Origin of the sequence: Rhodospirillum rubrum ATCC 11170, assembly GCF_000013085.1 — a bacterium.
Lineage (GTDB): Bacteria > Pseudomonadota > Alphaproteobacteria > Rhodospirillales > Rhodospirillaceae > Rhodospirillum > Rhodospirillum rubrum.
This window is the reverse complement of the sequence record NC_007643.1, coordinates 2,764,494-2,777,984: the sequence shown is the minus strand read 5'-3', so window position 1 is coordinate 2,777,984 and position 13,491 is coordinate 2,764,494. Positions and strand designations below refer to the sequence as shown.

The window sequence follows — 13,491 nt, the reverse complement described above, 5'->3', positions numbered from 1 at the left end:
ATCCAATGGTGGAGATCGGCGTTTCCCCGGCGCCTCGTCCCGCCGCCCCCCCCGTTCGGATGAAAAGGGTCCTTGATGAAATCCGCTCTCGCTCGCCTTGCCTGTGCGCTTGTCCTGGGATTGACCACGGCCGCTGCCGCCCGGGCCGATGTGGTGGTGTCTTCAAAGATCGACACGGAAGGCGGGGTGCTGGGCAATATCATGCTGCTGGCCCTTGAGGCCCACGGCATCAAGACCGAGGATCGCTTGCAGCTTGGCGGAACGCCGGTGGTGCGCAAGGCGATCACCGCCGGGGAAATCGACCTGTATCCCGAATATACCGGCAATGCCGCCTTCTTCTTCAATAAGGCCGATGATCCGCTGTGGAAGGACGCGGCCCAGGGCTTCGCCACCGCCAAGGCCTTGGATTACGAGGCCAATCACATCGTTTGGCTGACCCCGGCCCCGGCCAATAACACCTGGGCGGTGGCCTTGCGCCGCGATCTGGCCGAGGCCGAGACAATCACCAGCTTTTCGGACTTCGGAAAATGGGTGGCCGGTGGCGGTCGGGTGAAATTGGCGGCCTCGGCGGAATTCGTCAATTCCGCAGCCGCCCTGCCGGCCTTTCAAAAGGCCTATGGCTTCACCCTTACCCCCGAGCAGTTGATCGTGCTGTCGGGTGGCGATACGGCCGCGACCATCAAGGCGGCGGCGGACCAGACCAATGGCACCAATGCGGCGATGGTCTATGGCACCGATGGCGGCATCGCCGCGTCCGATCTGGTGGCCTTGAGCGATGACAAGGCGGTGCAGCCGGTCTATGCCCCGGCGCCGATCGTCCGCGAGGAAACCCTGAAGCGCCATCCCGAGATCGAGCCGATCCTGGCGCCGATCTTCGCCGCCCTTGATCTGGAAACCCTCCAAGCCCTCAACGCCCGGGTTCAGGTGGGCGGCGAGCCGGCCCGGGCGGTGGCCAAGGACTTTCTGACCAGCCACGGGTTGCTTCCCTAGATCAGGATGATTTCAGGTCTGATCGACCTGAAATCTGAATCCTGATCTCAATCTAAATGTTAGAGCGGGATCTTAGGCGAAAACCGCGCACACTTTTCGCCATCCCGCTCTAGGGGTCCTTGATGGGGATATCCCTTGATCGGCCGGGGATCATCGTCGCCCTGGTGCTGGGGGCCGCCTTGGCCGGCCCGCCGTTCATGACCCTGCGGGCGAACCGGATCGCCAGCGGCAAAGGGGTGGCGTTGTTCGACGCGCTGCCCTGGGGCGCGGCGGCCGGCATTGTCGCCCTCGCCGTGATCGTCGGCGGCGTCGCCTTGCTGGCGCGGCGGCCGCTGGCCCGCCTGGGCGCTGCGGTGATCGGCGGAGGGGTGGGAATGCTGGCCGTCGGCTGGGCGGCCGAAGGCCTGACCCAGGCGGGCAATCCCTATGCCCGCATCGCCCCGGCCGGCGGCTTCTGGCTGCTGGTGCTGGCCTGTTTGCTGCTGGGGACCGATGCCCTGGTCCGCCTGAGGCCGGGACCGCTGGCCCGGCTGCTGGCCCTTGGCGCCCTGTTTGGCGCTTTGGGCCTGCTGCTGGCCTCGGGGCAGTGGGACGGGGTGTCGGTTCTTAAGGAATACGCCAATCGCGCCGATGCCTTCTGGCGCGAGGCTCGCACCCATCTCGCCCTCGCCCTCGGGGCGGTGGCGGTCGCCTGCGCTGTTGGCCTGCCCTTGGGGGTGCTGTGCCACCGGGTGGCTTGGCTGCGCGGCATGGTCTTGCAGGGGCTGACGATCATTCAGACCATTCCCAGCATCGCGTTGTTTGGGATTTTGATGGCGCCGCTCGGCTGGTTGGCCGCCCATGTGCCGGCGATCGCCGCCCTGGGCGTGCGCGGCATCGGCGCCACGCCGGCTTTGGTCGCCCTGATCTTGTACGCCTTGCTGCCGGTGGTCGCCAATACGGTGGTCGGTCTGGCCCAGGTGCCCGCCGCCACCGTGGACGCGGCGCGCGGCATGGGCATGGGGCGCGGTCGCCTCCTGCGCGAGGTGGAACTGCCGCTCGCCCTGCCGGTGATCCTAACCGGGGTGCGCATCGTGCTTGTTCAGGCGATCGGTTTGACCACCGTGGCCGCCCTGATCGGCGGCGGCGGCTTTGGCACCTTCGTTTTTCAAGGCGTTGGTCAGGCGGCGATGGATCTGGTGCTGCTGGGCGCCCTGCCTACTGTCGCCCTGGCCTTCGGCGCCGCCGTGATCCTTGACGCCTTGATCGAGGGGGCGCGGCGCGGCGGCGGCGCCCCCACCCCTGGCGTCGGGAGACGGTGATGCCCCAGCCGATGATCGTGCTTGACCATCTGACCAAACGCTTCGCCGAGACCACCGTGGTCGATGACGTGTCGCTGGGCATCGACGAGGGAACGGTGCTGACCGTGGTCGGCACCTCGGGATCGGGGAAATCGACGTTGCTGCGCCTGATCAACCGCCTGATCGAACCGACGGCGGGGCGGGTTCTGATCGGCGGCGTCGATACGGCGACCCTGGCCGGCGACGATCTGCGCCGGCGCATCGGCTATGTCATCCAGGGCTATGGCCTGTTCCCCCACCGCACGGTGGCCGAGAACATCGCCACCGTACCACGCCTGCTGAAATGGCCGCGCCCGCGCATCGATGTCCGCGTCAGGGATCTGCTGGCGGCCTTTCAGCTTGATCCGGCCGAGCATGCAACGAAGTTCCCCCATCAGCTTTCGGGCGGCGAGCAACAAAGGGTGGGGGTGGCCCGCGCCCTGGCCGCCGAACCGGCGCTGTTGTTGATGGATGAACCCTTCGGTGCCTTGGATCCCTTGATCCGCGGCAAGGCCCAGGATGATCTGCGCGCCCTGCAGCGGCGCTTCGGGACAACGGTGCTGCTCGTCACCCACGATATGGAAGAGGCCTTTCGCCTGGGCGACCGGGTGGCGGTGATGGACCGCGCCCGCGTGCTGCAATGCGCCCCGCCGGCCACGCTGCTGACCCGGCCCGCCGATGCCTTCGTCGAGCGGCTGATCGGCGGCGCCGACCGGCCCTTTCGTCTGCTCGATCTGCTGTCGGTGGAGGCCGCCCTTGAGCCGGGATCGGCCGAGGGGCCGCCTTTGGCGGCGGGCGCCAGCCTGCGCGACGCGCTCTCCGCCCTGGCCTGGAGCGGCCGGCCCGCAATGGCGGTAACCGATGCCGAGGGACGGGTGCTGGGCAAGGTCAGCCTGGGCGGCATCCTGGCCCATGCCCGGGGGGCGACCGGGGACGTGGGCGTGCCGCCGGCCGAGGCCGAACCGGCGCGCGGGACGCGATGACGGCGTGGCGATGGATCGGCCGGCTGCTGCCGCGCCTGCTGGCCCTGGGCGTGCTTGCCGGCTTCCTGGCCCGCCCGGCCGCCTTCGCCCCGCTTTTCGCGCCGCTGGCCGAGAACGGCGCGCCGGCGATCTATACCCAAAGCCCGCTGCTTGGCCTGACGCTCGATCATCTGCGCATCGTCGCCCTGGCCGCCACGCTCAGCACCCTGATCGCCCTGCCGCTGGCGGTGATCGTCACCCGGCGGGCCGGGCGGGCGTTCTTTGGCCTGTCGCGCGCCCTGGTCAACCTGGGCCAGACTTTTCCGCCGGTGGCGGTTCTGGCGGTGATGGTGCCGCTGGTCGGCTTCGGAGCCAAGCCGGCGCTGATCGCGTTGTTTCTGTATGGGCTTTTGCCGATCTTCGAAAATACCCTGGCCGGGCTGACCCAGGTTCCCGCTGCCGTTCTCGACGCGGCGCGCGGCATGGGCATGGGGCCGCTGACCCGCTTGGTTCGCATCGAGCTCCCCTTGGCCTTGCCGCTGATCCTGGAAGGGATCAGGGTGTCGACGATCATCAATCTGGGAACGGCGACCATCGGCTCGACGGTGGCCGCCCCGGGGTTGGGCGAGGTGATCATCGCCGGGCTGCTGTCCAACAACACCGCCTTCCTGCTTCAGGGCGGGCTGCTTGTCGCCCTGCTCGCCGTGCTTCTGCACGACGGCCTCGGTCTGATCGAGCGGCGGGTGGCGCGGGCGATGGGGCGGTTCGAGACCGGGGGACCGGCCGCTCCCGGTCGATGACGCCGCTACCGGCACCACAGTCAAAGGGGACTTTCCGCCATGGCTTTCATCACGATGTTTTTAGGCGATCTGGCCGGCGACGCCCTGCGCGTCGCCCGACGCGGCCGGGCGGGGGTGTTTGGCCTGCTGGGGATGCTGGCGGGCTGTACCGGCGTGCCCGATGGCATCACCCCGGCCCAACCCTTCGAGGCCGGACGTTACCTTGGTCCCTGGTACGAGGTGATGCGCCTTGACCACGGTTTCGAGCGGGATCTCAGTGATGTGACCGCCACCTATGGTCTGCGCCCCGACGGCAAGATCAGCGTGGTCAACAAGGGCTATGACACCAAGGCCTGCCGCTGGCGCTCGATCGAAGGCTACGCCACCTTCCAGAAGGGACCCGAAGTGCCCAGTCTGTCGGTCACCTTCTTCTGGCCGCTGGCCGGGGGCTATCACGTTTTCGCCCTTGATCAGGCTGATTATGGCTATGCCCTGGTCTCGGGGCCGACGCGCGACTATCTGTGGATCCTCGCCCGCAAGCCCGATCTCGACCCGGCGATCCGCGCGTCCCTGGTCGATATCGCCCGCGAAAACGGCTTCGCCGTTGACGAGTTGATCCTGGTCGATCACCAGGGGCCCGTTTGCAAGACCGCCAAGGCCGGTTGAGCCGTCCGCTAAAGTCTTTTTCCCTTTCATCAGGATTTTGTCGTCCCGTGACCCCTTCCTCCCCCTGGCATGGCCGAAGCTTGCTGCTGGCGGGCGCCATCGTTCTGGTCGCCCTCAACCTGCGACCGGCGCTGAGCAGCGTCGGACCGGTTCTCAATGAAATCATGGCCGGTCTCGGTCTATCGGCCGCCCAGGCCAGTTGGCTGACCACCTTGCCGGTGCTGTGCCTGGGGCTGTTCGGCCCGCTGGCCCCCCGGCTGGCCCGCATCGTCGGCACCGACCGCCTGATCCTGGCCATGCTGGTGGTTCTGGCCGCCGCCATCGCCTTGCGCGGGGCGCATACGCCTTTGGCGCTGTTCATCGGCACGGCGGTGGGCGGTTTGGCGATCGGAGCGGTCAACGTGCTGCTGCCCGGGGTGCTCAAGCGCGATTACCCCGGCCATGCGGTGGCGATGACCGGGGTGATGACCATGGCGATGTGCGGCGGAGCGGCGGTGGCCGCCGGGGCGACGGTGCCGCTGATGAACCGGCTGGACGGCGATTGGGCGGCGGCCCTGGCATGGTGGGTGGTGCCGGCCCTGATCGCCATCGTCGCCTGGGCCCCCTTCGCCTTGAGGGGCAAGCGGGGCGGCAAGGCCGGCGGCGTGCTGCCGGTGGTCGGCCTGTGGCGCGACAAGGTGGCTTGGCAGGTGACCTTGTTCATGGGCATGCAATCCTCGCTGGCCTATTGCGTGTTCGGCTGGCTGGCGCCGATCCTGCGCGACCGTGGGATCTCGGCGGTGGAGGCCGGGCTGATGGTTTCGGTCTCGGTGCTGTGCCAATTGCCCACCGCCCTGGTCACCCCCAGTCTGGCCGGTCGGGCGCGCGACCAGCGGCTGGCCGTGGTGCTGACCCAATGCGGAACGGCGATCGGACTGATGGGCTGCATGCTGGCCCCCCTGTCGCTGATCTGGGGCTTCGCCGTGATCCTCGGGCTGGCCCAGGGCGCCTCCTTCGCCACGGCGCTCAGCCTGATCGTTTTGCGCTCGGGCGATAGCCATATCGCCGCCCATCTCTCGGGCATGGCTCAAGGGGTGGGCTATAGCGTTTCGGCGATGGGCCCCTTGCTGGTCGGGCTGATCCACCAGCAGACCGGCAGTTGGGGTCCGGTGGCCGGGCTGTTCCTGGCGATTGGCGCCTTGGCCCTGATCGCCGGCCTGGGGGCCGGACGGCGGCGCACCGTCGGCGCCCGGGTGGAAGGCCATGCGTCCGCCGCCTGACCCCCTTCTTTTAGCCGGACACTTTCGACTAGGGTGGCGCGCCGAATAAGAGGATACTCCGGTTGCGTTGGGGGAGGGCCGTCCCATCTTTGAGGGGGCCCTCCGCCATCCGTTTCCGCGAGCAGGAGGCATCATGGAACGCCCAAGGGGACGAGGACTGCGCGAGAGCGGCCCGATGACTTTCGATACGGTGCCGAAGATCGCCGGAGTAGATCAGCTTTTCGCCCTCGCCCTGGCGATGGAGCGGGAATCCGGCCGCCGCTACGCCGAGTTGTCGATGCGGATGGAAGCGGTGGGCGAGGAGGCTCTGGCCGCCCTGTTCCGCCGGCTTGAGGCCGAGGAACGCGACCACGGGGCGATGCTGGCCGAATGGGCGCGCCAGCAGGGGGTGATTCCCGCCGCCGAATTGCCCTTCGCCTGGGATCCCCCCGAAGCCCCCGACCCCGAGGACGTCATCCACGCCGCCCTGCCGCTGTCGAGCCCGTGGTTCGCCCTGGACCGCGCCGTGCGCAACGAGGAACGGGCCTATGCCTTTTATATGCGCCTGGCGGCGGGAACGGCCGATGTCGCCCTGCGCCTGGAAGCCGAGCGGATGGCCGCCGAGGAGCTTTCCCATGTCGCCCGTTTGCGTCTGGCCCGCCGCCGGGCTTGGCCGACCGAGCGCGCCGCCCTGGATGGGGCGTTCCTGCCCGTGACCCTGTCGGCCAGCCTGACGCCGCTTACTTTGCATTTTGACGGGGAGGAGGGCGGGGTGCTGGCCGGCCATGTCGCCCGGGCCGAAGCCGAAACCGCCCATCGCTATGCCTTGGCCGCCCGCTTCGCCCTTGGCACGGTGACCGGTGCGCTGTTCTTGCAATTGGCGGCGGAAGCCCGCGAACGCGGCGAGAGCGTCGGCGCCCCGGGGATGTCCGTCGCCCCGCGCCCGGCCAAGGAGCAAGCCCTGTCCTTTGGCGGCTCGCTGATCGATCTGGTGCAAGGCGAGGTTCGTCTGGCCGGCCGGCTGCTTGGCGCTTGGCAGGATCTGATGGATCGGGAAAGCGATAGCGCCGCCACCGGGATGATCGACGCCGAGGTTCATGTGACGCTGTCGCGTCTGGCCCGATTGAGCGACCGGCTGGCGGCGCTGAAGGCGGGGCAGACCCCCTAGAGCGGGATGGCGAAAAGTGTGCGCGGTTTTCGCCGAAAATCCCGCTCTAACATTTAGATTTAGATCAGGATGATTTCAGGTCGATCAGACCTGAAATCATCCTGATCTAGGGCCATAAATCCGGCTTTTTCGAGTCGCCGCCCCCGGGGCGGGCGGGCGACCGGAGCGGTCACGGCCCGGTTGAGGGCAAGGGATCGGGGAGGGCGCGCCAGGATGGTTCTTCCGCCACCTCATACCAGGAAGTCGAGTCCGGACAAAAGGTAAGCGGTTACCCGAAGGATTCGCTTTGAATAATGTCCCTATGTTTTGTATTGCTAGACGGTCTGCCCTAAGAAGGTGGGGTTTGGCTCCATCTGACTGAGGCGGATTGTTCCCCGTGTGGAAACGCGTCCCCGCGTCTCTTCCTTCGGCAAACAACGCGTTGTACGGGGGGCTTGGATCAGGAGCCGCCCCAGGAGGGGTGCATGTCGCGGCCAATCGTGACTCCCAGCGGAGTCGAGCGCTTCTTCGGCGAAGACCAGATCATTGTTTCGAAGACAGATCTAAAGGGCATCATTACCTATGCCAATGATGTCTTCTTGAAGGTCGCCGGCTACAAGGAGGCTGAAATCCTTGGAAAACCCCATAATATCATCCGCCATCCCGATATGCCGGCTTGCGTCTTCAAGCTTCTGTGGGACCGTATCCCGGCAGGTCACGAAGTCTTCGCCTATGTGATCAATATGGCCAAGAACGGTGATCATTACTGGGTTTATGCCCATATCACCCCGACGTTTTCGGCCTCCGGGCAGGTCATCGGCTATCATTCCAGCCGCCGCGTTCCCGAAGCCCGGATTCTTCCCGGCATCAAGGATCTTTATGCGGCGTTGCTGGACGAAGAGCGCCGCCATGCCTCGCCAAAAGACGGTATGGCCGCCGCCATGGTCCTCGTCGAGGATCTTTTGGCAAAAACCGGCCAGACCTACGACGAATTCATTCATGGCCTGTGAGGGGCGGCCTGTGAGAGCGGGGGCGCAATCGTCGGGAAGGGCAGTCGCCGAAGGTGACGATCTGACGATCAATATCGGCGAGATGGCTTTTCGCCACAAAACGAGCATCCTTTCTCGGAGCTTGACCTCCGCAGGTTGGGGCTGAGGGCACCTCCTTCCCCTTTCCGGCCTTCGCACTTATATTCATGTCAATCTTTGACATGCGGAGGTGCCATGTCCACCAACGTTCACTTGACCCCAGATTTGGAACGCTTTGCCCGCGACTGTGTCGAGGGTGGACGCTACAACAACCTCAGCGAAGTGGTGCGCTCGGGCCTGCGCCTGCTTCAGGAAGCCGAGGACCGGCGACGCCGTTTCCAGAGCATGGTGGAAGCCGCCGAGGCGGAAGCCGACCGGGAAGGAAGCGTAGACCTTGAAGGCGTGCTTGCCGAAATTGATGGCATCATCGACGCCAGCCGGCAATGAACGCGGCGAAACTGTCACCGGCCGCGCGGCGGGACCTTTTGGCCGCAGTGCGCTGGATCGCCAGGGACAACTCCGCCGCTGCGCGAGCCTTGCGCGACGGCATCGCCCAGGCGGCCGTGCACATCGCCGAACACCCCGGCATCGGGACTAGGCGCCCCGACCTGACCGAGGCGCCCTATCGCTTCCTGATCCTGACCGGCTTTCCCTATGTCATCGTCTACAACGCCGACCGACTCCCGCCCTTGATTGTCCGCATCCTGCATGGCGCCCGCGATCTGCCCGAGGCGCTGCTGATGGAGGAGTAAACCCAGAGTGGGGACCAGCTTTAAGGGTGCGATTATTTATTTTCCCCTTTTAGTTGTTTTTTATATATTATGCGCTTTTGGTTGCGGGGGGGCAGGCGGTCAAGAGCCCCGCCGCAAGCGCCATCCCGTCGGACAACCGGCGGTGCCGTCAGCCGACCAGACGACCGGTTGCGGCCGCTCGCGGGTGAAGGGGCCGGCATCGCTATTGATGCACTGGCAGGCCACCATCGAACAGGCCCGGGCCAATCCGCCGGCGCTTTCCGCGGGAAGGACCGATTTTTTGGCGCAGGCGCCGGTCAGGGCGAGGGTGATCCCCAGGGCCAGCGGCATAAACGCCCGGCCCGCGAACTGGCGGCTCATCGACGGCATCTCCTGCATTACGCGACATAAAACCCCAGCCTAAATCAAAGCGCATCGTCTCGCCATCGCTTAGAACCGGTAGCGCAGCGACCCGACGACCTCGCGTCCTTCCTCGCGGTAGCTCAGGTTGGAGGCGAAGGTAACCGCGCGGTTGTCGAAGAGGTTCTTGCCGTTGATCTGGGCGGAGACGCCGCGCAATTGCGGGCTGAGGGCGCTGAAATCATAGCCGATGGCGGCATCGACCAGCACGCGGGCGTCGTTCTTCACCGTGTTGGTATCATTGCCCCAGCTTTCGCCATAGAAGCGGCTACCCGCGCCCAGCGTCAGCCCCTTGGCCAAGCCGCTTTGAAACACGTAATTGGCCCAGGCGGTGATCTGGTGATGGGGGATGCCCGAGGGGATCTTGCCCGCGTTGTCGCCGGCGGCGATTTCCATGTCGAGGTAGGTATAGGAGGCGGTGAGATCGAGGCCGTCGATCGGACGGGTCGTCGCCTGGATCTCGAAGCCGGTGGATTCGACCTCGCCGCGCTGGATCTGGAAGTAGACATTATCGGGGTCGGAGGCCAGGACGTTTTCCTGACGGATCTTGAACAGCGCGGCATTGATCGAAAGCGGCAGGCTGTCGGGGATGTATTTGACGCCGACCTCGACCTGTTCGCCCGTGGTCGGTTCAAAGGCCGCGCCGCTGGCGCTTGTTCCGGTGGTCGGGGCGAAAGACGTGGCGTAGCTGACATAGGGGCTGATGCCATTGTCGAAAAGATAGGTCAGCCCAACCCGATAGGAGAAGTTATCGTCGTAGTGCTCGGTACTGCTTGAAAGATCGAGCCGGTTCTTGGCTTGGCTTCTCAGCCAGTCGTAACGCCCGCCAAAGGTCAGAACCACCCGGTCGATTTCGATCTGATCTTGAAGGTAGAGGCCCGTCTGCCGCTGGCGGACGGTATTGCGGATGAGGTCAAGCGTCGCCGGTCCCTCGATCGCTTGTTGGCCATAATTGCCGGTGATCAGGTTCAGGTCGGGCGCGGTTCCCGCCCCGTATTTGTAATCGCTGTCGATGTAGCTGACATCCACGCCGCCAAGAACGGTATGGGAGAGCGGGCCAGTGGCGAAATCGGCCTGGGCATGGGTATCGACGCCGATGGTCCAGGCCTCGTCGCGGATCCGCCCGGTGCTGCGGGTGGCGGTGGCGCCATCGTCGGAAATATCGTTGATGCCGGTCCAGCGCATATCCGCCTTGATGTTCGAATAGCGCATGTTCTGGCGGAGGGCGAGGACGTCGTTGAAGCGGTGTTCGAACTCGTATCCGACCCGCCACTGCATCTGATCGAAATCGCCCCAAGCCGGATCACCGGTTTCTATGCGGGTTTTCAGATCCGGCGAGGTGTAATAGCCCGCCGCGCCCCCGGTGGTCAGATCGGTGTATTCGGTGAGCAAGGTGAGGTGGGTATCGCGGTCATCCGAGCGCAAGGTGACGGCGGGGGCGACATAGAACCGGTCGTTGGGGGCGGCGAGGTATTGGGTGTCGGCCTCGCGGTACAACCCGGTCAGGCGATAAAGGACGGTATCGTTTTCAAGGACGGGGCCGGAGGTATCGAGGTTGATCTGTCGATGATCGCGGGTGCCCGCCTGAATCTCGATTTCGTTAAAGGCCTGTTCCGTTGGGCGCTTGGATACCACGTCGATGATGCCGCCGGGCGACCCGCCGCCATACAGCGTCGAGCTTGGCCCCTTGAGAACGCTGACCGCCTCGAAGCCATAGGGTTCCTTGCGGAACACCGAGAAACTGCCGCCCAGGTCGCGCAGGCCATCGCGATAGAACCCTTCGCTCGACACATTGAAGCCGCGCACGTGGATGGTATCGAAGCGGGGATCGAAGCCATAGACGCCGGTTCGCACGCCCGAGGAATAGCCAACCGCCTCTACCAAGCTTTGCGCGTCGCGGTCTTCCAACTCCTGGCGTGACACCACGGCGATGGATTGGGGGACCTTTTTCAGGTCCGTATCGGTCTTGGTGCCGATGCGGGCGGCTTCGGCGACATAGCCCCGTGTCACCACCCCGCCGCCCAGGCCGACGCCGGGATCGATGCCAGCACCTTCCACGGTGAGGGTGTCAAGGGTGAGGGCGCCGGTCTTCTGGTCGTCGCCCTGGGGCAGAGGATCAAAAAGGGCGGCGGCGTCCGCTCCGGTGAGGCGGACCGCAAGGCCCGTGCCGCTGACAAGGCGGCGCAAAGCCTCGGCGGGCGTCATCTCGCCGGCGACGGCGCTCGAGGTCTTGTCGCGCGCGACGGCGGTCGAATAGCTGATCTGCCAACCGCTTTGGTCGATGAAGGCGTCGATGGCCGAGGCCAGCGGCTGAGCCGGGATCTGGAAACGGATCGCGTGCTGATCGATGGCTTGCGGCTGCTGGGCCCAGACCTCGGAGGCCGGCGACGCAAGGGACCAGCCCAGGATGGTCGAAGCCAAAAGCGAGGCCAGCGGGCGCGCGCCCCTGCGCCCCGTCATCGTGGTCCCGCGCCGCGCCGCCCCCAAACCGATCGTCATGCTCGCATCCCTTCTTGTCATCCCAAGGGGGAAGGGATCGCCCCATGCGACCCCCTCGCCCTCGCTAGCAAGACGTCGAAGGGCCGGCAGGTCGGAAAATAAAGATGCGACTCTATCGCAAAATCACCACGCCCGCCGGAAGCTCGATCACTTCGGCGCCGGTCGCCGCCGCCAGGGTGCGCAAGGCGCCGGCGATATCGTCCAGGCGATAATTGCCGCTGACGACGGTGCCTTCGGCCGCGTCGTTCAGAACGAAAATCGGTCCCTTGTGGTAGCGTCGCAGGTCCTCGACGACGGCGCCGAGCGGGCGTTCGTCAAAGCGGATGCGCCCGTTACGCCAAGCAAGATCGTGCTCGGGAGCGGCGCGCCGGACCGGCGAGAGGGCCGTCGCCGTCACGCTGACGGCCTCGCCCGGATGGAGAGCGGCGGCTTGCCCGGAGGCGCCTACACAGCGCACCGCCACCGCGCCGCGCTCGAGCACGATCTCGTCGCGATCGTCCTTCATCTCCACCGAAAAGGCCGTACCCTCGACGCGGACTTCGCCAAAGCGGCCGGTCACCGTGAAGGGGTGATCGGCGTCGTGGCGCACATCGAAGAAGGCCTCGCCCGCCAGCAGGGTGATCGCCCGCTCTCCTTTGGCGAAATCGAGGGCGACGGCCGAGGCGGTGTTGAGGATCATCGTCGAGCCATCGGGCAGGGTTACCCGCTCGCGCTCGCCGGTGGCGGTCAGATAGTCGGCGCGCCACGCCACCACCGCATCGGGAGAGCGCCAGATGGCGGCCAAGACGAGGGCGAGGCTGGCGGCGAAGGCCAGCCGTCGCCGCCAGGGCGCGCGGCTGGGGCGCGCGGGCGCCGCCGGGCGCGCGCCGGCCAAAGTGGCGGCCTTCGCAAAGGTTGGGGCGCCCCACAGCTCTTCCAGGGCGCGAAACTCGCGCGCGTGGCGGGGATCGCCGTCCCTCCAGGCCCGAAAGGCGCGCAAGGTGGCGTCATCGGGCGTTCCGGCCCTCAGCCGGGTGAACCAGTCCAGCGCCGCATCGACCACGGGGTCTTCGTGGGTATAGGTCGCCGTTGTCATCTCCTGGTCTGAGCCATCGCGTCCCACCGGACCAAATCCCCCGTCACCACGTCGTGTCGTCCTTCACTTTAACCGCTCTCGCGCGCCGTTCTCTTTTTTATCGACCCGCGCCATGGCATCGCGGCAATGGCCGAGGGCGAGCTTCAGGTCGTTGAAAACGGTGCGTTCGGAAATGCCGAGATGGGCGGCGATCTTGGTGTTGGGCCAGTCCTCGACCCGGCTGAGGGTCAGAACCAAGCGGGCCCGCTGGGGAAGGCGGGCCATCGCCTCGCTCAACACCGTTAGAGTCTGACGCTCGATCAGCGCCTCCTCGGCCGAGGGGCGGTCATCGGCCAGATCATCGATCGCGCCGTCCTCGACCGCGCTGCTCCCCATTCCCGCCCGCCGCTTGGTCCGCCGCAGATGATCCAGGGCGAGATTGCGCGCCGTCCGGTGCAAGAACGCCTCGATATGATCGATCGGCCCGCTTTCCGCCGCCCGCCGCACCCGCAGGTAAGTTTCCTGGGTCAAATCCTCGGCGATCTGCCGGTCCTGGACGATCCGCGTCAATTTCCCCAGGAGCGAGCGCCGATAGCTCTCGAAAACGGCATTCAGGACAGCCGACACAATACGCTTTCGCCTTACGGAACGGGAGGAG

General features: G+C 66.1%; 14 protein-coding genes. 10 read left to right on the top strand and 4 right to left on the bottom strand.

Going from position 1 to position 13,491, the window contains the following annotated elements; genetic code table 11:
- The first annotated feature begins 75 nt into the window (after window positions 1-75).
- The 10 genes from osmF (at window position 76) to RRU_RS12310 (ending at window position 8,881) form a co-directional block, all read left to right on the top strand.
- A complete protein-coding gene (gene osmF, locus RRU_RS12355) occupies window positions 76-990 on the top strand; it encodes a glycine betaine ABC transporter substrate-binding protein OsmF (protein ID WP_011390138.1) in 915 nt (304 codons plus the stop codon).
- A gap of 122 nt (window positions 991-1,112) precedes the next feature.
- Entirely contained in the window at window positions 1,113-2,291 is a 1,179-nt protein-coding gene (locus RRU_RS12350; RefSeq protein WP_011390137.1) for an ABC transporter permease, read from the top strand.
- Entirely contained in the window at window positions 2,291-3,292 is a 1,002-nt protein-coding gene (locus RRU_RS12345) for an ABC transporter ATP-binding protein (RefSeq protein ID WP_011390136.1), read from the top strand. The genes RRU_RS12350 and RRU_RS12345 overlap by 1 nt, the downstream gene beginning before the upstream one ends.
- The gene (locus RRU_RS12340; protein ID WP_011390135.1) at window positions 3,289-4,071 is read left to right on the top strand and encodes an ABC transporter permease; all 783 of its coding nucleotides are present in this window, start codon (window positions 3,289-3,291) and stop codon (window positions 4,069-4,071) included. The genes RRU_RS12345 and RRU_RS12340 overlap by 4 nt, the downstream gene beginning before the upstream one ends.
- Before the next feature lie 39 nt (window positions 4,072-4,110).
- Window positions 4,111-4,716: a lipocalin family protein gene (locus RRU_RS12335; protein WP_011390134.1), complete on the top strand. Its 606-nt coding sequence runs from the start codon at window positions 4,111-4,113 to the stop codon at window positions 4,714-4,716.
- 47 nt (window positions 4,717-4,763) lie between these two features.
- The gene (locus tag RRU_RS12330; protein WP_011390133.1) at window positions 4,764-5,975 is read left to right on the top strand and encodes a CynX/NimT family MFS transporter; all 1,212 of its coding nucleotides are present in this window, start codon (window positions 4,764-4,766) and stop codon (window positions 5,973-5,975) included.
- Between the two features lie 175 nt (window positions 5,976-6,150).
- On the top strand, window positions 6,151-7,122 hold the full coding sequence (locus RRU_RS12325) for a ferritin-like domain-containing protein (protein WP_014626368.1): 972 nt from the start codon (window positions 6,151-6,153) through the stop codon (window positions 7,120-7,122).
- Between the two features lie 464 nt (window positions 7,123-7,586).
- Window positions 7,587-8,111: a PAS domain-containing protein gene (locus RRU_RS12320; protein WP_011390131.1), complete on the top strand. Its 525-nt coding sequence runs from the start codon at window positions 7,587-7,589 to the stop codon at window positions 8,109-8,111.
- 213 nt (window positions 8,112-8,324) lie between these two features.
- On the top strand, window positions 8,325-8,576 hold the full coding sequence (locus RRU_RS12315; protein ID WP_011390130.1) for a type II toxin-antitoxin system ParD family antitoxin: 252 nt from the start codon (window positions 8,325-8,327) through the stop codon (window positions 8,574-8,576).
- Window positions 8,573-8,881, top strand: coding sequence for a type II toxin-antitoxin system RelE/ParE family toxin (locus RRU_RS12310; protein WP_042440152.1), 309 nt, complete (start codon window positions 8,573-8,575; stop codon window positions 8,879-8,881). Before RRU_RS12315 ends, RRU_RS12310 begins: the two co-directional genes overlap by 4 nt.
- A gap of 99 nt (window positions 8,882-8,980) precedes the next feature.
- Here the strand turns inward: RRU_RS12310 and RRU_RS12305 are convergent, their stop codons facing one another.
- From RRU_RS12305 to RRU_RS12290, 4 genes are all read right to left on the bottom strand, one after another.
- Window positions 8,981-9,241 carry a hypothetical protein gene (locus RRU_RS12305; RefSeq protein WP_011390128.1) on the bottom strand — a complete coding sequence of 87 codons (261 nt, stop codon included), beginning with the start codon at window positions 9,239-9,241 and terminating at the stop codon, window positions 8,981-8,983.
- 69 nt (window positions 9,242-9,310) lie between these two features.
- On the bottom strand, window positions 9,311-11,779 hold the full coding sequence (locus RRU_RS12300) for a TonB-dependent siderophore receptor (RefSeq protein WP_011390127.1): 2,469 nt from the start codon (window positions 11,777-11,779) through the stop codon (window positions 9,311-9,313).
- 112 nt (window positions 11,780-11,891) lie between these two features.
- On the bottom strand, window positions 11,892-12,854 hold the full coding sequence (locus RRU_RS12295; protein WP_207187500.1) for a FecR family protein: 963 nt from the start codon (window positions 12,852-12,854) through the stop codon (window positions 11,892-11,894).
- A 63-nt stretch (window positions 12,855-12,917) separates the two neighbouring features.
- Window positions 12,918-13,460 carry an RNA polymerase sigma factor gene (locus RRU_RS12290; protein ID WP_014626366.1) on the bottom strand — a complete coding sequence of 181 codons (543 nt, stop codon included), beginning with the start codon at window positions 13,458-13,460 and terminating at the stop codon, window positions 12,918-12,920.
- Window positions 13,461-13,491: the final 31 nt, after the last annotated feature.

Bases quoted from the DNA above. Each gene is read 5' to 3' on its own strand.
- RRU_RS12335 (WP_011390134.1), top strand. From the start codon at position 4,111: ATGGCTTTCATCACGATGTTTTTAGGCGATCTGGCCGGCGACGCCCTG.
- RRU_RS12300 (WP_011390127.1), bottom strand. From the start codon at position 11,779: ATGACGATCGGTTTGGGGGCGGCGCGGCGCGGGACCACGATGACGGGG.
- RRU_RS12305 (WP_011390128.1), bottom strand. From the start codon at position 9,241: ATGAGCCGCCAGTTCGCGGGCCGGGCGTTTATGCCGCTGGCCCTGGGG.
- RRU_RS12325 (WP_014626368.1), top strand. From the start codon at position 6,151: ATGACTTTCGATACGGTGCCGAAGATCGCCGGAGTAGATCAGCTTTTC.
- RRU_RS12340 (WP_011390135.1), top strand. From the start codon at position 3,289: ATGACGGCGTGGCGATGGATCGGCCGGCTGCTGCCGCGCCTGCTGGCC.
- RRU_RS12310 (WP_042440152.1), top strand. From the start codon at position 8,573: ATGAACGCGGCGAAACTGTCACCGGCCGCGCGGCGGGACCTTTTGGCC.
- RRU_RS12345 (WP_011390136.1), top strand. From the start codon at position 2,291: ATGCCCCAGCCGATGATCGTGCTTGACCATCTGACCAAACGCTTCGCC.
- RRU_RS12295 (WP_207187500.1), bottom strand. From the start codon at position 12,854: ATGACAACGGCGACCTATACCCACGAAGACCCCGTGGTCGATGCGGCG.
- osmF (WP_011390138.1), top strand. From the start codon at position 76: ATGAAATCCGCTCTCGCTCGCCTTGCCTGTGCGCTTGTCCTGGGATTG.
- RRU_RS12320 (WP_011390131.1), top strand. From the start codon at position 7,587: ATGTCGCGGCCAATCGTGACTCCCAGCGGAGTCGAGCGCTTCTTCGGC.
- RRU_RS12350 (WP_011390137.1), top strand. From the start codon at position 1,113: ATGGGGATATCCCTTGATCGGCCGGGGATCATCGTCGCCCTGGTGCTG.
- RRU_RS12315 (WP_011390130.1), top strand. From the start codon at position 8,325: ATGTCCACCAACGTTCACTTGACCCCAGATTTGGAACGCTTTGCCCGC.